Raw genomic sequence first — 21,458 nt, 5'->3', positions numbered from 1 at the left:
TCTCCTGACTGGATGTGGGGCGGCAGGCGTGTGACCTCGGGGGATGAGTGCTGCGCCCACCGCTTGACCTCAACACTAGGGAAGCGGAAGCCGTGCGACGTCATGCCCGCGTACCGAGTTCCGGGCCTCCAGGAGGATGAGCCCCGGGCAACCGGTGTACTCCCCTGGGTGGAGATCGGGCACCGGAACCTGGGGACATCCCGGAGGGGCCCCGTCGAGTACCGTCCCGCGACCTCCGATGTATTTGGCCTCTGGCATTTGCCGGATCATCAGGTGAGAATGCGCTGACCAGGGGCTGGTGGTCGAGAAGTTGAGGATCAGGTGGCAGACGGATACGGCGGCAGATCATGACTGAGGGCATTCACCCGATTTCTGATGTCGGCGCACCGCGTTTCGTCGGTCGCGGTCCGGAGCTGAGCCGGCTGACCGCGGCGCTCGCCCGGCCGCCCGCTCTGGTGCTGGTGGAGGGCGAGGCCGGGATCGGCAAGAGCCGGCTTCTGCGGGAGGCGCTGGCGTCCCGCACCGTGCGGCATCTCACGGTGCTGGTGGCTGCCTGCCCGCCGTTTCGCGAGGCGCTGACGCTGGGACCGGTCGTGGATGCCGCCCGACGGGCCCGGCACGGGATCGCCGGACTGGAACTGAGCGCGCTGGCGGGAGCGTTGCGCCCGCTGTTTCCCGAGTGGGCCGCCGAACTGCCCCCGGTACCCGAACCGTTGGTCGACGCGGGTGCGGCCCGGCACCGGCTGATCCGGGCGCTGGCCGAACTGCTGGAGCGGATGCGGATCGATGTGCTGGTCGTGGAGGACGTGCACTGGGCCGACGACGCGACCCTGGACTTCCTGCTCTTCCTCATCTCCAGGCAGCCCCCCGGCATCAGCCTGGTCCTGACCTACCGGCCGGAGGACGTACCTGCCGGGTCGCTGCTTCTGCGGCTCTCGTCACGGCCGCCCACCGGAGTCGGCCACGCCCGCATCGGCCTCGCGCCCTTGAGCGTGCCGGACTGCGCGGACCTGGTCTCCTCCATGCTGGACGGTGACCCTGTCTCCGAAGCGTTCTCCTCGTTCCTGCACGAGCGCACCGAGGGGGTGCCGCTGGCGCTGGAGGAGTCCGTACGGCTGCTGCGCGATCGCGCCGACATCGTGCGGCGGGACGGCGAGTGGGTCCGTCACGCCCTGACGGAGATCGCGGTGCCGCCGACCATCCGGGACGCCGTGTCCGAGCGCGTCGCCCGCCTCGACGCCGACGCCAGGCTGGTGCTCCAGGCAGCCGCCGTACTGACGGAACCCGCTGCGGAGTCCGTGCTCGTGTCCGTCAGCGGACTGGCCGTGCGGCGGGCGCGCGTGGCGGTGGACGAGGCCCTCGGCAGCGGACTCCTCGGTCAGGACGAGACCGGCCGGACCGCCTTTCGGCACGTCCTGGCGGCACGCGCCGTGTACGACAGCGTGGGCGTCCGTGACCGGCGGGAGCTGCACCGGCGGGCCGGGCAGGCCCTGGAGGGCGACGCGCTGCCGCCGGCGGGCCGGCTGGCGCACCATTTCCGTGCGGCGGGCGACGACGAGAAGTGGGCCCGCTATGCGGAGGATGCCGCCGATCTCGCGATCGCCACCGGTGACCACGACACCGCCGTGGCGTTGCTGCACGAGCTGATCGACGAGGCGGGACTGCCCGCGCGGAGCGTGGTCCGCCTGACGAAGAAGATTCCGTTCCTGGCACTCGACGGCTACGCCCGCCGCAAGGACCTGCTGCACACGCTGCGGGCCATGGCGGAGGAGGACGGACTCACCGCGCGGGAGCGTGCCGGGCTGCGGGACCAGCTCGGCAGACTGCTGATCCATCTCGGTGAGTTCGCCCCCGGGGTGGTGGAGCTGGAACGCGCGATCCCCGATCTGGCCGACGATCCGGTCTCGGTCGCCCGCACCATGACCGTCCTCGGCGTGCCCGCCAGTTCACTGCGGCCGGCCTCCGAGCACCGGCGTTGGCTGGCCAGGGCCGCCGCGCTGGTCAGCCGTTCCGTTCCGGAGCGCGAGCGTCTCCCGTTCCTGGTGGACCACTGCAACGCGCTGCTGGGGCTCGGAGACGGGAAGGGCTGGGACCTGGCCGCGCGGCTTCCGGCATCGGCGCAGTCCCCGACCGACGCGCTGCATCTCACACGGGCCGCGCTGAACACCGGGAACGCCGCCATGGCCTGGGGGCTCTACGACGATGCGCGGCGACGGCTGACGCGGGCGCTCGAACTGGCCGAACGCCACACGTTCCTGGGGCTGCGCGGCCTGATCCGGGCGACGCTGGTGCACCTGGACTGGTTCTCGGGGTCCTGGACCGGGCTCGCCGAACGGGCCGCGGAGCTGGCGGAGCTGGACGCGGAGCCCCTGGTCCGTCTCGACGCGCTGCTGGTCTCGTGCCTCATCGGCAGCGCGACGGGCACACGCCCGGACCGGGAGGGCGCGATCCGTCTGGTCCACGACGAGGGGGTACGCCGGGGCATTGTGGACATGCCGCTGGAACCGGCGGCGGCACTGGCCCGGGAGCGGCTGGCCCAGGGGGCGGTCCAGGAGGCGCTGGATCTCACCGAAGGACCGATCGATGTCGTGCTGCGCAAGGGAATCTGGCTGTGGGGCACGGAGATCGCCCCGGTGCGGGTAGCGGCCCTGGTGGCGGCCGGACGTTCCGACGAGGGGCAGCGGTTGGTGGCGTCGTTCGGCCGGGGGCTGCGCGGCCGCGACGTGCCCGCGGCGACGGCCTCCCTCCTCACCTGCCGGGCCCTGCTCGCCCAGGAACGGCAGCGGCCCGGGGTGGCGGCGGACGCGTGGCAGCGGGCGGCGGCGGCCTGGCGGGTGCTCCCCCGGCCGTACGCCGCGCTGCTGGCCGACGAGCGGCGGGCCCGGTGCCTGCTGTCGGCCGACGGCGAACGCGAGGCCGCCCTGGTCCGGTTGACGCAGGTGCTGCGAGGGTTCTCGGACCTGGGCGCACGCACGGACGCCGATCGTGTCGTGCACACCTTGAACGAACACGGGGTGGCGGCCCGGTCCGTGTGGCGCGGGGGTCGTCGCGGGTACGGCAATCAGCTCTCGCCCCGGGAGACCGAGGTGGTGCGGCTCCTCCTCGGCGGACTGACCAACAAGGAGATCGCCCAGGAGCTGTCCCGCTCGCCCAAGACCGTTGCGGCACAGCTCAATTCGGCGATGCGCAAGCACGGGGTGTCCTCGCGCACCGCCCTGGCGGTGAGCGTGGCGCGCGCGGGGATCACACCGAAGGATCCGTCGGGGACGTAGCACGCGTGGCAGGGGCCGGCTGGGGCGCGGCCTTCGATGATTTCGATGATTGAGTCATCCGCCCGATCGCAACGGTATGCGGACGCACCCCATACTCCAGCTGCACCCGCACCACGCAACGCACGCGTTGCTTGCAGAAGGAGCTGCGCGATGAGCAGTTCGGTCCCTTCCCGGCCCGCCGAAGAGAACGTCGAGCCGCTACCGGCCGACAACAACTGCCCCCCTGTCGGAGCCGATCAGGACCACGGCCGCACCACCGAGGGCGCCGACGCCGATGCGGCGCCCCCGGCCGCCGCCGAACCGCTCGACGGTTACGAACCCCTCTGAATCACATGCCCACCATCAGCCCCCAGCGCTGAAAGGCTGCCTGTTGATATTCCGTAGAACGACCTCCCGTCGCAGACGCACGCCCCTGTCCCTGCTCCTCGCCGGGTGTATGGGCCTCGCCCTGCTCGGCGCCGCCCCGGTCACGGCAACCGCCGCGGGCTCCACCGATCCGTCCGACGCAGCGTCCCTCACGGACGCCCCGGACTACGCCCCTGCCGACTGCGCGGTCCCCGAGCAGGAGGACCAGGCGCGCTGCTACGCCATGGTGCGCACGGACAAGAATCGCAAGGCCGCGCTCAGGGACTCCGGTCCCGCGCCCACCGCGCTCGGTCCCGCCGACATCAAGGCCGCCTACAACCTGCCCGACGGCGGCAAGGGCCAGACCGTGGCGGTCGTCCTGGCCAACGGCAATTCGCACGCCGAGGACGACCTCGCGGTCTTCCGGTCCCACTACGGGCTGTCTCCCTGCACGACGGCCAACGGCTGTTTCCGCAAGGTGGACCAGCGCGGCGGCACGGACTACCCCGCCGACGACGAGGGCTGGGCTCTGGAGTCCGCGCTCGACGTGGACGCGGTCTCCTCCGCCTGCCCGGCGTGCAACATCCTCATGGTGGAGGCGGACTCCGCCGGTCTGAGCGACCTGGGCGCGGCCGTGGACACGGCGGTGGAGCTCGGCGCGAAGTTCGTCTCCAACTCGTACGGGCTCCCCGGCGAACATCCGTTCCAGACCTTCATGGACGAGCACTATGACCACCCGGGTGTCGCCATGACGGTTTCGTCGGGGGACATCGGGCACGTGCAGTCGTGGCCCGCGACGAACCCCAACGTGACGGCGGTCGGCGGTACGTCCCTGACCCGCGACGGCGACACGGACCGCGGGTGGCGGGAATCCGCCTGGGCGGACGGTGGTTCGGGGTGCGGGCTCTACTCGACCCGGCCCGCGTACCAGGCGGGGCTCGACACCGGTTGCGAGACCCGCTCGACAGCGGACATCTCCGCGGTGGCCGATCCGTACACCGGTCTCGCCGTGTACAGCTCCCTCGGCGCCGACGGCTGGGCGCAGGTGGGCGGTACCAGCCTGTCGTCGCCGCTCGTCGCCGGGATGTACGCACTGGCCGGCACGCCCGCCGAGGGCACCTATCCGGTGACGTACCCGTACAGCAACGGCGGCGGTCTGCATGACGTGGACACCGGGACGAACGACACCTGTGGTGACGTGACCTGCACGGCGGGACGCGGCTACGACGGGCCGACGGGCCTGGGCACCCCCGACGGGGTGAGCGCCCTGGGCATCCGTTCGTTCGGCACCCTCACCGGCAAGGTCACCGACCGGAACGGCGCTCCGGTGGCCTCGGCGGCCGTGACCTTCACGGACAAGGCGGAAGGCCGCTCCTACACGGCCACGACCGACGCGAAGGGTGCGTACACACAGCGTGCCGCGGTGGGTACGTACACGCTGACGACCTCGCACTTCAGCTACGAGGCGGTCACCCGCTCCTCCCTGCGGCTGTCCGAGGGCGACACCGTCCGGACCGACATCGCGCTGAAGAAGCTGCCCACCCGGACGCTCTCCGGCAAGGTGACCGACGGCGGTGAACACGGCTGGCCGCTCTACGCCAAGGTCGCCGTCGACGGCTACCCGTACGCCCCGGTGTACACGCGGCCCGAGACCGGCACGTACAGCGTGGAGCTTCCGAAGAGCGGCTCGTACAAGCTGCGCGTCACTCCGGTCTCCTCCGGATACGAGGCCCAGCAGATCGGCGTCGAGCCCGGCACGAGCGATCTGACGCGCGACGTACGGATGGGGGTGGACAAGGCGTCCTGCGTGGCTGCGGGGTACGGCTACGGCGTCTCGACGGGCTTCGAGCAGTGGACCGGCACGGAACCGCGCGAGGGCTGGACCGTGGACAAGCGCGGCACCGCCGGATACGGCTGGGACTTCAACCACGCGTGGTTCGCCAACGCGACCGGCGGTACGGGCGGCTACGCCGTCGTCTCTCCCCTCGCCCACGAGGGCGCGGCGATGGACACGGACCTGGTCTCTCCCCCCGTGGACCTGCGCGGCAGGTCCGGCAGAGTCCAGTTCGACACGGTCTACGCCGGGACGATGGGTGCCTCCGCCGATGCCGAGGTGAGCACCGACGGCGGGGCGACCTGGCTTTCGGTGTGGCACGTCCAGAACGGGCGCAGTCTGATCACCCATGTCGACGTCGACGTCCCCGAGATCGCCGGCAAGTCGGGAGTCACATTCAGGTTCCGCTTCTCCGGTTCTGACGCCGCCATCTGGGAGGTGGACAGCGTCCAGATCGGCTCCTGCACCCCGATCGACGGCGGCCTGGTCGCCGGGCGGGTCATCGACGGGAACACGGGCGATGGCATCGACGCCGCCCTGGTGACCGCCGGTACGGACCAGGACGGCTCCGTGGTCGCGACAGCCGCCGCCGACGACCCCGCGGCCCCCAGCGGGTTCTACGCGCTGTTCGCCGAAGGGACCGGTAGGCGCACGTTCAACGCGACCGCCAACCGCTACACGTCCGGCGCCGGCTCGGCGAAGGTGGTGGCCGACCGGCTCAACCGCCTGGACATCACCCTGCAGACGGGCCGTCTGGCGGTGCAGAAGGGGAAGCTCTCCTTCAGCGGGCGGCACGGAACCAAGGCGACACAAACCGTCAAGCTGACGAACACGGGCCGCGTCCCGCTCCACGTCGACCTGGGCGAGCAGAGCACCGGGTACACCGCACCGTCCTCGACGACCGGCACCGCGGAGACGGCGGCGTCCACGGACAGCGCCTGGCGTCCCGTCGCCGCGTACCCGGAACCGATCCGGCTGAACACCGCCGCTCTCCATGAGGGCAAGGTGTACTCCGTGGGCGGATACGACAACAACGTCGCCCCCATCAGGCGCGGGTACGTCTACGACCCGGTGGCCGACGCCTGGACACGGATCGCCGACATGCCCACGGCCCTGCAAGAGCCGGCGAGTGGCTTCGTGGGCGGCACGCTCTACGTGGTCGGAATGTCGGACGGGGTGTCGCAGCTCTACGCCTACCACCCCGGCGACGACAAGTGGACACGTCGCGCCGACCTGCCCGTCCCGGTCAGCTCCAACGGTGCGTCCGTGCTCGGCGGCCGGCTCTACGTGCTCGGCGCGGACGCGCAGATGTACAGCTACGCCCCGGCCACCGACAGCTGGACGCGTCGCGCCGACTACCCCGAGAAGATCAACCGGGGCGGCTGCGCGAGTGTCGCGGCGGAGATCATCTGTGCGGGAGGTGTCAGCAACTCCGAGGTCCTCACGTCGGTCTACCGGTTCAACCCGGCCGCCAACACCTGGACCAGGGCTGCCGACCTGCCGAGCCCGGCCTGGGGCATGAACGTCGCCGGGGCGAACGGCCGACTGCAGGTCGTCGGCGGGAACGGCGAATACCTGTCCCGTGCCGTCGCGGAGTTCGACCCGGTGACGAATGTCTGGAAGTCACTGCACGACGCCGACTTCACCGCCTACTACGCGGGCGGAAGCTGCGGGCTGTACCAGGTGGGCGGCCTCGGGCAGCCCGGCACCGTGCGGGGCGGCACCCGCGTCGCCGTCCTCCCCGGCTACGACCAGTGCAGCGGTGACGACGTGACCTGGCTGTCGGAGAACCGCGCCGCTGTCGATCTGGCCCCCGGCCGCTCGGTGACGGTCGAGGTGAGCGTCGACTCCTCGGTGCTCAGCGGTCCCGGTGACTACGCCGCGAAGCTGAACCTGGACACGGACACTCCGTACCTCGGCCAGTCGATCAAGACCACGTTGCACGTGACCGCTCCCCGAGGGAAGGGGAAGACGTCCCACTGAGCGGATCCCCGTCCCCCCGTCCGGACCGTGCGTCCGGACGGGGGGACCTGCGCGTGTCCGGACGATTCTCGGGGGCCCCGGCCGTGACTTCACTCACCCGCCCCCCTGCTCCGGCCCGCGACGGTGCCCGCGGATGTCCGCGCCGTGTCCGGTCCGGCCCCCGCGCCCTGCGGCCCGCCATCTCCGTCCCTCCGCCAATTCGGCATCTCCACAACCCGTTTGGGGCCGCGGTCCGGTCGGCGCACAAGCAGCTCGGAGCCCACTGCCCGTCATGGGCCCTGCCCCGCATCGGCAATCGATCGGCGGGCGAGGGCGCGGCCTCTGAGCGCCCCGGGCGCCGGGTACGTAAGCTGTGCCTCGTCAGGCGTACCAGGCAGCGGGGATGGGCAGACATGGCGATGATGCGGCTCCGGCGCGAGGACCCGCGTGTCGTCGGCTCGTTCAGGCTGCACCGGCGGCTCGGCGCGGGCGGCATGGGTGTCGTCTACCTCGGTTCGGACCGGCGTGGCCAGCGGGTGGCGCTGAAGGTGATCCGGCCGGATCTGGCGGAGGACCAGGAGTTCCGCTCACGCTTCGCGCGCGAGGTGTCCGCGGCCCGGAGGATCCGCGGCGGCTGCACGGCGCGCCTGGTGGCCGCCGATCTGGAGGCGGACCGCCCGTGGTTCGCCACGCAGTACGTCCCGGGGCCCTCGCTGCACGACAAGGTGGCCGAGGAGGGTCCGCTGTCGGCGGCCGAGGTGGCCTCGATCGGAGCGGCGCTCTCCGAGGGTCTGGTGGCGGTGCACGAGGCCGGTGTCGTCCACCGCGACCTGAAGCCGTCGAACATCCTCCTCTCGCCCAAGGGCCCCCGGATCATCGACTTCGGGATCGCCTGGGCGACCGGTGCGTCCACTCTCACCCATGTCGGTACGGCGGTGGGCTCGCCGGGATTCCTGGCGCCCGAGCAGGTGCGCGGAGCGGCGGTGACACCCGCGACGGACGTGTTCTCGCTCGGTGCCACGCTGGCGTACGCGGCGATGGCCGACTCGCCTTTCGGACACGGCAGTTCCGAGGTGATGCTGTACCGCGTGGTGCACGAGGAACCGCAGTTGTACGACGTGCACGACGCGCTCGCGCCGCTGGTGAGCGCCTGCCTGGCGAAGGACCCCGAGGAGCGGCCGAGCACGCTTCAACTCTCCATGCGGCTGAAGGAGATCGCGGCCCGGGAGGCACAGGGGCTGCACGAGAGCCGTCCGCCCGTACAGCGTTCGGCGCGGGAGCTGGACCGGCCGACCGGTCGTATCGACGGCCCGCACACCGAGCAGCAGACCCGGCGGACGGCGCCCCCGGCGGCGCGACAGCCGAAGCAGAAGCTGCCGCAGACCAGCCGGCAGGCCACGTCGTCACGGGCCGGGGCACCCCGTACCGCAGGTTCGCGCCCGCAGCAGCACGAGCCGCCGCGCAACACCACGCGGTCCGGCAAGCGCCCCCAGGGCACGAACGGGGCGAACGGCCGACCGGGGACGCGGCCCGGGGCCCGCAAGACGTCGACGGGGCGGCGTCCCGCCAATCCGCGGCTGCTGCGTCAGCGGCTCGTCGTCTTCGTCGTGGTGACGCTGCTGGTGGCACTGGGCATCGCGGCGGCGCAGGGCTGCCAGGGCCCGGCACGCGGGCTGGGCACGGCCCGGCTCCAGGACCAGACCCGGAGCCACGAGCCGTACGAGGCGCGGCTGCCGGGCCCGGCACCCGTCGAAGCGCCGGATCCGGGGCTCCGGTAGCCCGCCGAAGTGCGGGAGCCAGGGCTTCGGCACCCGTCGAAGCGCGGGATCCGGGACTCCGGCAGGCGGGTCAGCTCTGCGGGCGGCCCGATGCCACCGCGTAGAACGCGACCGCGGCGGCCGCTCCCACGTTCAGCGAGTCGACACCGTGCGCCATCGGAATGCGCACCCATTCGTCGGCGGCGACCAGGGCCTGGGTGGAGAGCCCGTCGCCCTCGGCTCCGAGCATCAGAGCCACCCTGTCCCTCCGGTGCGGCGCCGCCTCGTCGATGCTGCGGGCCTTTTCGTCCGGGGTCAGTGCGAGGAGTTCGAAGCCCGCTTCCCGTACGGTCTCCAGTGCCTTGGGCCAGGTTTCCAGGCGGGCGTAGGGGACGGAGAAGACCGCGCCCATCGAGACCTTGACGGAGCGCCGGTAGAGCGGGTCGGCGCAGTCCGGGGAGAGCAGCACGGCGTCCATGCCGAGGGCGGCGGCGCTGCGGAAGATGGCTCCGATGTTGGTGTGGTCGTTGACGGCCTCCATGACGGCCACCCGACGGGTCGTCGCCAGCAGTTCGTCCGCCGTCGGCAGCGGTTTGCGCTGCATCGAGGCGAGGGCGCCGCGGTGGACGTGGTAGCCGGTGACGCGCTCGGCGAGCTCGGGGGTGACCGCGTACACCGGGGCGGGGACCTCGTCGATGACGTCACGCATCAGGTCGATCCACTTCGCCGAGAGCAGCATCGACCGCATTTCGTACCCGGCGTGCCGGGCGCGTCTGATCACCTTCTCGCCCTCGGCGATGAAGAGGCCCTCGGCGGGCTCCCGTCTGCGCCGGAGTTCGACATCGGTCAGTCCGGTGTAGTCACGCAGACGGGGGTCGTCGGGGTCGTCGACGGTGATGAGATCAGCCACGGGTTCGATACTGCCTTGTCCGGTGTGTGGTGCCAACGGCTCGGAGAAAGATCTGTTACCGCTGGTTACTCGACGGTGCGGGCCGGCGTCGGCGCCGGCCGATCGGCGGGGAGCGCGGAACTCCCGGCGCCGGTTACTGGGCGGGGAGCCCAGGGGTGCTCGTGCCGACCGCGACGACGTCACCGATGACGATGACGGCCGGCGGTCGTACGTCCTCGGCGACGGCCCGTTCGGCGACGGTCGCGAGCGTCGCGTCGACGCGGCGCTGGGCCGCCGTGGTGCCCTCCTGGACCAGGGCGACCGGGGTCTCGGGGGCCTTGCCGTGGGCGATGAGGGTACGGGCGATGGCGCCGATCTTGTCGACGGCCATCAGGAGCACGAGGGTGCCGCGCAGCCTGGCAAGGGCCGGCCAGTCGACCAGCGAGCGCTCGTCGTCGGGGGCGACATGACCGCTCACGACGGTGAACTCATGGGCCACACCGCGGTGCGTGACGGGGATTCCGGCCGCGCCGGGCACGGAGATCGAGCTGGAGATGCCGGGAACGACGGTGCAGGGGATGCCTTCGGCGGCGAGCGCCTGGGCCTCTTCCATGCCACGGCCGAAGACGAACGGGTCGCCGCCCTTGAGCCGCACGACCGCCTTGCCCGCCTTGGCGTGCTCGATGAGCGTCCGGTTGATCGCCTCCTGGGCCATGAAGCGGCCGTACGGGATCTTCGCGGCGTCGATCACCTCGACGTGCGGCGGGAGTTCGTCGAGCAGGTCGCGCGGGCCGAGGCGGTCCGCGATGACGACGTCGGCCTCGGCGAGGAGGCGGCGACCGCGGACCGTGATCAGGTCCGGATCGCCGGGACCGCCGCCGACGAGGGCGACACCGGGGGTCCGGGTGCGGTGGTGCGGTGCGGCGAGGGTGCCGTCGCGCAGGCCCTCGACGATGGCGTCGCGCACGGCGGCGGAGTGGCGCGGGTCGCGCCCGTGGGTGGCGGTGGTGAGGACGGCCACGGTCACGCCCTCGCTGCGGCCGGTGGCCGGGGTCCAGGCGGTGGCGGCGTCGGCGTCGTCGCTGCGGACGCACCAGGTGCGGCCGCGCTCGGCCTCGGCCGATGCGGCATCGTTGGCCGCGGTGTCGTCGGACGCGATGAGGGCGTACCAGGCGGCGGCCAGATCCCCGTCGGCGTACGGGCGGCGCTCCCAGCGGATCTCGCCGGCGTCGGCCATCGCCTCGACGGACGGTGTCGCGGCCGGTGACACGAGGACGATGTCGGCGCCCGCCGCGATGAGCGCGGGCAGGCGACGCTGCGCAACCTGGCCGCCACCGATCACGACGACGCGGCGGCCGCCGAGACGCAGGCCGACGGGGTACGCGGGGTGATCGGCGTGAGCGTGGTGAACTGCGTGCTCGGCCATGGCGATGCGGCTCCTCGTGCGGTGCGGGGTGCGGGCCGCTGCGACGGCGGAGCGGCGGTGACGTGCGCTTTTGTGGGAGATCCACGATACGGGGTGGGCGCGGGGTGCGGCGGCGCGTACCGGAGTGCGCGGCGCGGCGCGGCGGCGCGTGCCGGGGTGCGGGCGGTGCGCGCCGTCGGGTGGGGCGGCTGCCGCCTTGGGTGGGGGCGGCGCCCGCCGTTGGGTACGGGCTGGTTGCCGCTGTTGGGTACGGGCGGTTGCGGCGGGCGGGGCGCCCTGCTCGCCGCAACCGCCCCCACCGGGGCTCCGCCCGCGGCCCCCACTCCTCGGAAGCCGAAGGGACCGGGAGTCCGAGGTCCGGGGGGGGCGGGGTCAGGGGGGGCGGGGTCCGGGGGGCGGGGTCCGGGGGGCGGGGTCCGGGGGGCGGGGTTACTTCTCCGTGACGCCCGCCGAGTCGAACGTCGCCACCTCGTGCATCGCCCGTGCCGCACTCTGCACGATCGGCAGTGCCAGCAGCGCGCCCGTGCCTTCGCCCAGGCGGAGGTCGAGATCGACCAGCGGGCGCAGGCCCAGCTTGTTGAGCGCGGCGACATGGCCGGGCTCGGCACTGCGGTGGCCCGCGATGCAGGCGGCGAGGGCCTCGGGGGCGATCGCCCGCGCGACCAGGGCCGCGGCGCCCGCACTCACGCCGTCGAGGATGACGGGTGTACGGAGCGAGGCACCACCCAGCAGGAAGCCGGCCATCGCCGCGTGTTCGAGTCCGCCGACCGATGCCAGGACACCGATCGGGTCGGCCGGGTCGGGCCGGTGGAGTTCGAGGGCCCGGCGCACCACATCGACCTTGCGGGCGTGCATCTCGTCGTTGATGCCGGTGCCGCGACCGGTCACCTCGGCCGGGTCCATGCCCGTGTACACGCAGATCAGGGCGGCGGACGCGGTGGTGTTGGCAATGCCCATCTCACCGGTGAGCAGGGCCTTGTTGCCTGCCGCGACCAGATCGCGGGCGGTCTCGATCCCGACCTCGACGGCCGCGAGGACGTCCTCGCGGGAGAGCGCCGGGCCGGTCGTGAAGTCGGCTGTTCCGGCGCGCACCTTGCGGGGAAGGAGACCGGGAGTCGCGGGCAGCTCCATGGCCACGCCGACGTCGACCACGCACACCTCGGCGCCGACCTGGGCGGCGAACGCGTTGCAGACAGCGCCGCCGCCGAGGAAGTTCGCGACCATCTGGCCGGTGACCTCCTGCGGCCAGGCGGTGACGCCCTGGGCGTGCACCCCGTGGTCGCCCGCGAAGATCGCGACGGCCGCGGGCTCCGGGATCGGCGGCGGGCACATCCGGGAGAGACCCGACAACTGCGCGGAGATGATCTCCAGCATGCCGAGCGCGCCGGCGGGCTTGGTCATCCGCTTCTGGCGTTCCCATGCCTCGCCAAGTGCCTTGGCGTCCAGCGGACGGATGCTGGAGACGGTCTCCTGGAGCAGGTCGTGCGGCTCCTCGCCGGGCAGGGCGCGGCGGCCGTACGTCTCCTCGTGGACGACCCAGGAAAGGGGGCGGCGCTTGGACCAGCCCGCCTGCATCAGCTCGGGCTCCTCCGGGAACTCGTCGACGTAGCCGACACAGAGGTAGGCGACGACTTCGAGGTGCTCGGGCAGCCCCAGGGCACGCACCATCTCGCGCTCGTCGAAGAAGCTGACCCAGCCGACGCCGAGGCCCTCGGCCCGGGCGGCGAGCCACAGGTTCTCCACGGCGAGCGCCGAGGAGTACGGGGCCATCTGCGGCTGGGTGTGCCGGCCGAGGGTGTGCCGGCCGCCGCGGGTGGGGTCGGCGGTGACGACGATATTGACCGGGGTGTCGAGGATGGCCTCGATCTTCAGTTCCTTGAAGTGCTTGGCCCGGCCCTTGGGGAGCGACTGGGCGTAGGCCTCGCGTTGGCGCTGGGCCAGTTCGTGCATGGAACGACGGGTCTCGGCCGAGCGGATGACGACGAAGTCCCAGGGCTGCGAATGGCCGACGCTGGGCGCCGTGTGCGCGGCTTCGAGGACGCGGAGCAGCACCTCGTGCGGGATCGGGTCGCTGCGGAAACCGTTGCGGATGTCGCGGCGTTCGCGCATGACCCGCAGGACGGCCTCACGCTCGGCCTCGTCGTAGCCGGGGGCGGGTGCGGAGGTCTCGGCCTCGTCGTGACCGGGGGCCGGTGCGAAGGTCTCGGCCTCGTCGTGACCGGGGGCCGGTGCGGAGGCGGATGTCCCGGCCTCGTCGGTCTCGGGTGCCCGGAGCGCTTCCGTTTCCTCGGCGTGGGGCGCGGCCGGGTCGTCCGGCTGTACGGGCGCGGGCTGCTCGGCCGGTGCGTGGTCCGTGGGGGGCGCGACATCCGGGGTCTCGATGATCTCCGGGCCTGGTTCGGCCTCCGGCCCGGTCGCCACCACGACCGCGGCCTCGGGCACGGGCACGGGAACGGGGGCCGGTTCGGGAGCTTCGGCCGGCTCGGAGGCCGCGGCGGGCCCGGCGTCCGCGGTGGTTCCGGTGGTCTCGACCGCTTCCGCGGTCTCGGCCGCCCCGGGCTCGGCGGGCTGGAGCGGCTCCATCGCGAACACTCGCGGGGGCTCCGGCTCGGCTTCCGCTGCCTGCTCCGCGGCGGGCGTCGGAGCCGGGTGAGGGGGCGTCGGCACCGGACCGTCCACGGGCACGAACTCCCCCGTCTCCCCCGTGGAAGCGGCTTCCGGGCCGTTCTCCGGCGCGACGGCCTCGGCAGCCGGGGCGGCAACGGCCACCGGTTCGGCCACGGTCCGCGCGGGGATCTCCGCAGGAGTCTCGAAGGCGGCCGGTGCCGCACCGGCCTCGGAAACGTGCTCGGGCCCGGAAATGTACTCGACCTCGGACACGTATACGGGCTCGGACGCGTTCGCGGGCTCGGACACGTTCGCGGCCTCCGGCTGTACGGCCGGGGCGACCTGCTCCGGCCGCACCGCCGGTGCGGGCTCGGCGGCCGGCTCCGGCACGGCTGCCTCCGCCACCACCGCGGGGGCGGTCGGCTGCGGCGCCTCGGCCGTCCACGGGCTCCCGCCCTGCGGCAGGATCTCAGCGAGCTGCGGGCCCGGCAGCGCGGCCTCGGCGCCCGGCCACTCGACGTCGTCGGGCGCGGTGGCCAGCGGTCCCGCGTGCCGTGCGGGGGCCTGGGTCCGGGCCTGCGGCTGTGAGACGCCCGCGGGGCCGCGGTCGGCGAGCGAGCGGACCACGCCGCCGGTCGGCGTTCCGCCGAAGGACGGTCCGCCGTCCGCCACGACGGGCCCGCGATGCAGCGGCCGGCGCACCGGGGTCTGCGGCTGCGCCGCCGGGGCGGGGGCCGGGGTGGGCGAAGGGATGCGTACGCCGCTCAGATCGACCGAACCGGAGTCGCGGCCACCGGACTCGTGCGTACCCGGGCCGGCCTCGGGCAGGGGTTCGGCCACGGCCTGCTGCACGGCGTACACGTCCGGGACCGGGACCGGCATCTCGACGGGAAGTTCCCGCACCTGAACCTGCACGGGCCCCTGGGGCTGCGCGGGAGCCTCGCCGGCCGACTGGGCGTACGCGACCTGCGCGACGGGCCGGGTCTGGTAGGCACCCTGTTCGGGCAGCGGTACCTGAACGGACCCGCCCTCGGGGTACTGGCCGGGGGCCGGTACCGTCTGCGGGTCGCTCCAGGCTCCCTGCGGACTCGGCATCAGCAGAACGTCGTCGTCCTCGGACACATGCTCGGAGGGAGCGAGGTAGGTGTAGGCATCCGGGGCGGCGATGCCCGGCTGCTCCACCATGCCTGCGTTCTCCGGCAGTCCCTCACCCGGGATCTGGCCGGTGTCACTCATGCGTACCCCTCGCCCATCGTCAGTGCTCCTTCGGCCCTTCGCCCGGGACGCCCGACCACGGCACGCCGGCGCTCGTCAACAAGAACGAGCGGGCGCGCAGCTCGGCACGAAACGGTCGCGGACATCCTGCATTCTCGCGGCCGTTCGCCACCGTGGCAGCTCATTTCGCCACGGCCCGCTGTGGACTGCGCCACGTCGCGCATCCCCCGGTTCTGCCGTACCACAACGAGGACCAAAACGGTCCCCTTTTCCGGACATTGACGAACGAAGCGACGAACGTCCAGCCGCGGTGCAACGATCGGCCAGCCTACCTCGCGCCGTACGCCGACCGGGTCAGGGGGCGAGGTCCGAACGCAGCGCCGAGAGCAGGAACACGACCGAGCGTTCGCGCTCCGACCAGGCGACCGTGTCGAGTTCGACGGACTGGAGGAGCGAACATCTGACGCCGTAGCCGTTTCCGGTGAGTGCCGCACCGAGCGCCTCGGCCTCGTCGCGCGTCGACGCATGGGTCACGATGCGCTCCGGGCGGCGCTCGGTGACGGCGGTGACGACGGGGACTCCCCCGCAACCGATCCGTACGACATCGGGCTCCGGCAGCCGCTCCAGCACATGGGGAGCCCGGCCCTCGACGACCTGGAGCTGCACTCCGTGCGTCCGGGCCGCCGCCGCGGTGCGGGCGCACGCCGCCGGGTCGCTGTCGACCGCCAGGACCGCCGCCCCGAATCGGGCGGCCTCCACGGCCAGGGCCCCGCTGCCGGAGCCGATGTCCCACAGGAGGTCTCCGGTACGGGGGCCCAGTCGGGCCAGTTGGGCGGCGCGCAGGTGCGGGGACTCGCCTTCGCCCGTTCCGTTCCCGGCGTCCGTGGCACCGCCCGGGTAGGCATGGGAGGGCAGCGCCCAGCCACGTGTGCCGCCGGGGTGGCGGCCGGCGATCCAGGCACCGGTGGCCTGCGGCTCCGGGCCGCCGCCGATGACGATCACCACGTTGGGGTCGCGCCAGACGTGGTCGGCGGCCTTCTCGGAGGTGACGACGCTGACCTGTTCGCGCGCGGTGCCCAGTTCCTCGCAGACGACGAAGGTGCGGTGGACGCCTTCGAGGAGCAGGGCGAGTTCGGCGGGGCCCGCGCCGGGCGAGGTGAGGACGGCGACCTTGTGGTGGGCCCGGCAGACGTTGACGGCGCGGCGCAGGGTGCGGGGGTGCGCGACGACGATCTCGGCGTCCTCCCACGGCATTCCGGCGCGGGCGAACGCGGTGGCGACGGAGGACACGGCGGGGACCACTTCGACTTCGAGGCCGTGCTCGGGTGCGCGGAGATTGCGCACGACTCCGAAGAAGCCCGGATCCCCGTCGGCGAGTACCACGGCGCTGCCGCGGTGACCGGCGATCCGGCGTGCGGCCAGGTCGATGGAGCCCAGGCGGATCCGTTCGGCGTTTGCCGGGACTTCGGGGAGTGCGAGGTGGTGGGCGGCTCCGGCGACGAGTGTGGCGGCCGAGAGGGCGGCCGTGGCCGCTCCGGTCAGGGGCGAGCCGTCCCAGCCGATCACGCTGACCCGATCGGCCATCTGTTGTCAGTCTCCTGGAGTTGTCGCAGGTGGGAATGGTCGTGCGGCGTGGGCAGGGTGAGAGTACCCGGTCCGTACCCGTACGCTGCCGGGGCCCCTTCGAGGGGTCAGTTCCAGTCGCTGTACGTACCGTAGCCGCCGGCGTCGGCAAGCTGCTCCGCCACGCCTTCGAGGTCCTCCGGGAGCAGACCCCAGACGATCAGGTCGGTCCTGACCTCCGTCCAGCCTCCGTCCTCGGTCTGGGTGCGCGCTATGCGGGCGTTGCGCAGGACCCCCTCGCTGATGCAGCCGAGCTTCTGGGTGACCTGCTGCGAGGCGGTGTTGCCGGCGGCGGTGCGCAGTTCGATGCGCTCGAAGCCCTGGTCGCGGAAGAGCCACTGGGCCAGCGCCAGCACGGACTCGGTGGCGTAGCCCTCACCGCGCGCCCAGGGGGCGGTGATGTACGCGGCCTCGGTGGCGAGGGTGCGCCAGTCGGTGTTGCACAGGCGGACCGAGCCGACGAGCCGTTGGGTGAGGAACTCGGTGACGGCGAAGACGATGCCGTCACCCGTGGTGCGCTGCGCGGGCGCGATCCTGCGGACCCAGCGTTCGGCGTCGACCTGGGTGTAGGGGTGAGGGGCATCCGTCCAGGCAGTGACGAGTTCATCGTTCATCATCTCGATGTACGCGGGAACGTCCGTCATGTCGAAGGGGCGCAGCACCAACCGATCCGTGCTGATGGAGATGTCCGGAAAGGTGGATGTCATGCGCAACTCCATGCCGAAGACCGTGTAAAGGCACAGCATGCAGCATCGGCCCGGCGTTGTGCATGGGCGGGTCCGTACGGCGGAGCCCCGCGCCCCCTGGCGGGGTGCGCGGGGCTCGTCGGCTCGTGCCGTACGGGTGTCAGGACGTGGCGGCGGTACCGAAGGCCGGGATGACCGAGCCCTGGTAGGTGTCCTCGATGAACTTCTTGACCTCGTCGGAGTGGAGGAGCTTCACGAGCTTCTGGACGCGGGCGTCGTTCTCGTTGCCTTTCTTCACGGCGATGATGTTGGCGTAGGGGTTGCCGTCGGCCTTCTCCAGCACCAGGGCGTCCTTGGCGGGCTTGAGGTCCGCCTCGATGGCGTAGTTGCCGTTGATGACGGCGGCGTCCACATCGTTCAGGGCGCGGGGCACGGTCGCGGCCTCCAGCTCCTTGAACTTCAGGCCCTTCTTGTCGGTGATGTCGCTCAGCTTGGCGTCGGTTCCGACACCGGACTTGAGGGTGATCAGACCGTTCTCGGCGAGCAGTTGGAGGGCGCGGCCCTCGTTCGTGGTGTCGTTGGGCACCGCGATGGTCTGGCCGGACTTGATGTCGCCGATGGCCTTGACCTTCTTGGAGTAGAGGCCGAGGGGTTCGAGGTGGACGGTGCCGACCGAGACGAGGTGGGTGTTGTTCTTCTTGTTGAAGTCGTCGAGGTACGGCTGGTGCTGGAAGAAGTTGGCGTCGACCTGGCCGTCCTCCGTGGCGGTGTTCGGCAGGACGTAGTCCGTGAACTCCTTGACCTCCAGCTTGAGGCCCTCCTTCGCCGCCAGGTTCTTCTTGACGAAGTCGAGGATGTCGGCGTGCGGTGTCGGGGACGCGGCGACGACGAGGGTCTTGGAGGTGTCGGCCGTGGCGCCGGTCTCGCTCTTGGAGGCCGGGTCGGACGACGTGCCGCAGGCGGTGAGGCCGAAGGCGACGGCGGCGGTGGCGGCGGCAGCTGCGGTGATCTTGATGTTCTTGCGCACGAAAAGTGCCTCTTTCTGGTGGTGAGGGTGGTGCGCCCGGACAAGGAGTTCGGGCTTGAGCGGAGAGGAGGTCTCAGGTGGTGGTGCGGCCCCGGCGGGCCAGCAGGCGTACGGCCGTGTCGCCGATCAGCTGGATCAGGGTCACGATGACGATCAGCAGCGCGACGGTGATGAGCATGAACCGGTTGTCGAAGCGCTGGAATCCGTAGGTCACGGCCTTGGAGCCGAGGCCCTCGCCGCCGACCGCGCCCGCCATGGCGGAGTACCCGATGAGCACGATGACGGTGGTGGTGACGCCGGAGATGAGCGAGGGCAGCGCCTGCGGCAGCAGCACCTTGCGGACGATCGTCAAAATGGATCCGCCCATCGACTGGACGGCCTCGACGAGCCCGTGGTCGACCTCGCGGACGGCCGTCTCGACGAGCCGTGCGAAGAACGGGATGGCTCCGACGGCCAGCGGCACGATCATCGCGGTCGGGCCGATGAAGGTGCCGACGACCCAGGTGGTGAAGGGGATCAGGGCGATCAGCAGGATGATGAACGGCAGCGAGCGGCCGATGTTCACGATCACCCCGATGACCTTGTTCACCGGGGTGTTCCGGAGCAGTCCGCCCTTGTCGGTGAGGACCAGCAGGACGCCGAGCGGCAGTCCCACGAGAACGGTGACGGCCGCGGACCAGAGCACCATGTACAGCGTGTCGATGGTTCCTTGGGTGAGCAGCGGCTGCATTTCGGACCAGGTCACTTCGCCACCTCCTCGGTGAGCGGGGCGGGGGTCCGAGCGAGGACGGACGCGGCGTCGTGCTCCACGACCTCGGCCTGGAGCCCCTGCTCACGCAGGAAGCCGATCGGGACGACGTTCTCCTCGAAGCGGCCGGGCAGCTCGATGCGCATCCGGCCGATCTGCTTGCCGCCGACGGTGTCCATCGCGGCACCCAGGATCGAGATGTCGATGTTGTACGTACGGGAGAGCTGCGAGATCACCGGCTGGGTCGCGGCCTCGCCGTGGAAGGTGACGTCGACGACCGTGCGGTCGGGGCCGGAGGCCGTACCGGCGACGGGGAACAGTTCGTGGGCCAGTTCGGAGCCGGGGGTGGCGAGCAGTTCGCCGACCGTGCCCGACTCGACGATGCGCCCCTTCCGCATCAGCGCGGCGGAGTCGCAGATCGTCTTCACGACGTCCATCTCGTGCGTGATGAGCAGGACGGTCAGCCCCAGCTGCCGGTTGAGGTCGCGCAGCAGCTGGAGGATGGACCGGGTGGTCTCGGGGTCGAGGGCGGAGGTCGCCTCGTCGGAGAGCAGCACCTTGGGATCGCCGGCGAGGGCGCGGGCGATGCCGACGCGTTGCTTCTGGCCGCCGGAGAGCTGGCCGGGGTAGGCCCTGGCCTTGTCGGCGAGACCCACCAGGTCGAGAAGTTCGAGGGCCTTGCGGGCCCGGTCCCTGCCGGAGACGCCGAGGATCTCCAGCGGGAGCTCGATGTTGTCCTGGACGTTGCGGGAGGCCAGCAGGTTGAAGTGCTGGAAGACCATGCCGATGCGGCTGCGCGCCTCGCGCAGGTCCTTGCCGGCCCGGCGTCCGCGTCCGGCGAGGGCGGTGAGGTCCTGGCCGGCCACGGTCACGGTGCCGGAGGTGGGGCGTTCCAGGAGGTTGACGCAGCGGATGAGGGAGGACTTTCCGGCGCCGCTCCGTCCGATGACGCCGTACACCTCGCCCTCGCGGACGTGCAGATCGACGCCGTTCAGCGCGGTGACCTCGCGGCCGCGCGACTGGTAGACCTTCGTGAGGCCCGAAGTGGTGATCACAGGGTTATCCGTCACTGTCGAGTGCGCGGCGCGGTGTCCGCCGGGCACGGGGCATTCGTCTGATGAGACTGTCGGGACGCACGGCAGGCAGCGGCGAGTGGCCGGGCGGCGGTGCTCGGGCAGGCTCGTTCCGCGGGTGCGGACGGCTCGGGCTCGGTCTCGCTTCGGGGCGCGAGGCTCAGGCGTGGGCCCTCAGATGGCGCGCATTCGACACAGACAACGAGCACCGGGCGTCGTGATCGCCTCGGTCGCAAGGATGCGGCTGCTCGTCGTGGTCATGCGCCAAGTAAAACAGACGTAACGCTCCACCCGAGCCGATTGTCCGGATAGCGGACAGCCGTGGATGGTGCGGGGAGCCGGGTCGCCCGACGGTCGAGATCTGCACTCTCAGAGCTGTGACCTGCACAGATACGGCGGGGAGCTGGTCGGTGACCGCATTCGCGTCCCGCCCGGAACGATCATGCGTTGTGGTCAAGGCCACGGTCTCGGCGGAGGCGACGACGGCCGACCGGTGCGCGGGCGGCGCATCGAGCACTTCCTTGACGCCGGGCAGGATGCAGGATGTCGACACCATGCCCTCGTCCCCCGCCCATGGCGTCCGGGTACGGGGGCGCACGCCGCGGGCCTTTTGGTCCGTAATACCCTCACCTCATGCTTGACGCCCTGACGATCGCGGTCGGTGTGACCGCGCTCGCCCTCGCCGCCTGGTGCGGATTCGCCGCATACCGGGACCAGCCGACCAAGGACTGGCACTTCATCGGGATGGCCGTGGTCTCGCTGCTGGCACTGGCCCAGCTGGTCGTCGGCGTCGTGCAGCTGTCCCGGGGCCAGCGGCCCGAGCAGGGCATGACGATCTTCATCGCGTATCTCATCGGGGCCTTCCTCGCCGTGCCGGCGGCCGGTTTCCTGTCGCTGACCGAGCGGACCCGGTGGGGTTCCGTGACGGTGGCGGCGGGCGCGGTCGTGCTGGCCGTCCTCGAAGTGCGGCTCTACGACATCTGGGGAAACTGAC

The 21,458-nt window shown here is 71.9% G+C and carries 13 protein-coding genes; 5 read left to right on the top strand and 8 right to left on the bottom strand.

Annotation, left to right across the window (positions count from 1 at the left end; all coding sequences use genetic code 11):
• The first annotated feature begins 347 nt into the window (after positions 1-347).
• The 4 genes from ACFVUT_RS04720 (at position 348) to ACFVUT_RS04705 (ending at position 9,191) form a co-directional block, all read left to right on the top strand.
• Positions 348-3,272 (top strand): ATP-binding protein, encoded by a 2,925-nt coding sequence (locus ACFVUT_RS04720; protein ID WP_389647161.1) that lies wholly within the window; start codon positions 348-350, stop codon positions 3,270-3,272.
• A gap of 150 nt (positions 3,273-3,422) precedes the next feature.
• The gene (locus ACFVUT_RS04715; RefSeq protein WP_389647158.1) at positions 3,423-3,599 is read left to right on the top strand and encodes a hypothetical protein; all 177 of its coding nucleotides are present in this window, start codon (positions 3,423-3,425) and stop codon (positions 3,597-3,599) included.
• A gap of 43 nt (positions 3,600-3,642) precedes the next feature.
• A complete protein-coding gene (locus ACFVUT_RS04710; protein ID WP_389647155.1) occupies positions 3,643-7,434 on the top strand; it encodes a carboxypeptidase regulatory-like domain-containing protein in 3,792 nt (1,263 codons plus the stop codon).
• A gap of 392 nt (positions 7,435-7,826) precedes the next feature.
• Positions 7,827-9,191: a protein kinase gene (locus ACFVUT_RS04705; RefSeq protein ID WP_389647153.1), complete on the top strand. Its 1,365-nt coding sequence runs from the start codon at positions 7,827-7,829 to the stop codon at positions 9,189-9,191.
• Positions 9,192-9,261: 70 nt separating this feature from the next.
• On the opposite strand, the gene ACFVUT_RS04700 is transcribed toward ACFVUT_RS04705, so the two are convergent.
• The 8 genes from ACFVUT_RS04700 to ACFVUT_RS04665 all read right to left on the bottom strand — a co-directional run bounded on the left by ACFVUT_RS04700 (position 9,262) and on the right by ACFVUT_RS04665 (position 20,446).
• Positions 9,262-10,080 (bottom strand): TrmH family RNA methyltransferase, encoded by an 819-nt coding sequence (locus tag ACFVUT_RS04700; protein ID WP_389647151.1) that lies wholly within the window; start codon positions 10,078-10,080, stop codon positions 9,262-9,264.
• A 133-nt stretch (positions 10,081-10,213) separates the two neighbouring features.
• Positions 10,214-11,485 carry a uroporphyrinogen-III C-methyltransferase gene (gene cobA, locus ACFVUT_RS04695; protein WP_389647149.1) on the bottom strand — a complete coding sequence of 424 codons (1,272 nt, stop codon included), beginning with the start codon at positions 11,483-11,485 and terminating at the stop codon, positions 10,214-10,216.
• Positions 11,486-11,914: 429 nt separating this feature from the next.
• Entirely contained in the window at positions 11,915-15,328 is a 3,414-nt protein-coding gene (gene cobT, locus ACFVUT_RS04690) for a nicotinate-nucleotide--dimethylbenzimidazole phosphoribosyltransferase (protein ID WP_389647148.1), read from the bottom strand.
• A 333-nt stretch (positions 15,329-15,661) separates the two neighbouring features.
• Positions 15,662-16,891: a precorrin-6y C5,15-methyltransferase (decarboxylating) subunit CbiE gene (cbiE, locus tag ACFVUT_RS04685; protein WP_389647146.1), complete on the bottom strand. Its 1,230-nt coding sequence runs from the start codon at positions 16,889-16,891 to the stop codon at positions 15,662-15,664.
• Positions 16,892-16,998: 107 nt separating this feature from the next.
• Positions 16,999-17,676 carry a GNAT family N-acetyltransferase gene (locus ACFVUT_RS04680; protein ID WP_389647143.1) on the bottom strand — a complete coding sequence of 226 codons (678 nt, stop codon included), beginning with the start codon at positions 17,674-17,676 and terminating at the stop codon, positions 16,999-17,001.
• Positions 17,677-17,776: 100 nt separating this feature from the next.
• A complete protein-coding gene (locus ACFVUT_RS04675) occupies positions 17,777-18,643 on the bottom strand; it encodes a MetQ/NlpA family ABC transporter substrate-binding protein (protein WP_389647140.1) in 867 nt (288 codons plus the stop codon).
• A gap of 73 nt (positions 18,644-18,716) precedes the next feature.
• Positions 18,717-19,388: a methionine ABC transporter permease gene (locus ACFVUT_RS04670; RefSeq protein ID WP_389647137.1), complete on the bottom strand. Its 672-nt coding sequence runs from the start codon at positions 19,386-19,388 to the stop codon at positions 18,717-18,719.
• On the bottom strand, positions 19,385-20,446 hold the full coding sequence (locus ACFVUT_RS04665; RefSeq protein WP_389647133.1) for a methionine ABC transporter ATP-binding protein: 1,062 nt from the start codon (positions 20,444-20,446) through the stop codon (positions 19,385-19,387). The genes ACFVUT_RS04670 and ACFVUT_RS04665 overlap by 4 nt, the downstream gene beginning before the upstream one ends.
• Before the next feature lie 651 nt (positions 20,447-21,097).
• Between ACFVUT_RS04665 and ACFVUT_RS04660 the strand changes: the two genes are divergently transcribed.
• A complete protein-coding gene (locus tag ACFVUT_RS04660) occupies positions 21,098-21,457 on the top strand; it encodes a hypothetical protein (RefSeq protein ID WP_389647130.1) in 360 nt (119 codons plus the stop codon).
• The last annotated feature ends 1 nt before the right edge of the window (position 21,458 follow it).

Source organism: Streptomyces sp. NPDC058051 (genome assembly GCF_042885475.1).
GTDB lineage: Bacteria > Actinomycetota > Actinomycetes > Streptomycetales > Streptomycetaceae > Streptomyces.
The sequence above is the reverse complement of the archived record's forward strand: the minus strand, read 5'-3'. Positions and strand labels throughout refer to the sequence as shown.

Coding starts and splice junctions, on each gene's coding strand:
- cbiE (WP_389647146.1), bottom strand. CDS start 16,891: ATGGCCGATCGGGTCAGCGTGATCGGCTGGGACGGCTCGCCCCTGACC.
- ACFVUT_RS04720 (WP_389647161.1), top strand. CDS start 348: ATGACTGAGGGCATTCACCCGATTTCTGATGTCGGCGCACCGCGTTTC.
- cobT (WP_389647148.1), bottom strand. CDS start 15,328: ATGAGTGACACCGGCCAGATCCCGGGTGAGGGACTGCCGGAGAACGCA.
- cobA (WP_389647149.1), bottom strand. CDS start 11,485: ATGGCCGAGCACGCAGTTCACCACGCTCACGCCGATCACCCCGCGTAC.
- ACFVUT_RS04715 (WP_389647158.1), top strand. CDS start 3,423: ATGAGCAGTTCGGTCCCTTCCCGGCCCGCCGAAGAGAACGTCGAGCCG.
- ACFVUT_RS04680 (WP_389647143.1), bottom strand. CDS start 17,676: ATGCTGTGCCTTTACACGGTCTTCGGCATGGAGTTGCGCATGACATCC.
- ACFVUT_RS04705 (WP_389647153.1), top strand. CDS start 7,827: ATGGCGATGATGCGGCTCCGGCGCGAGGACCCGCGTGTCGTCGGCTCG.
- ACFVUT_RS04660 (WP_389647130.1), top strand. CDS start 21,098: ATGCTTGACGCCCTGACGATCGCGGTCGGTGTGACCGCGCTCGCCCTC.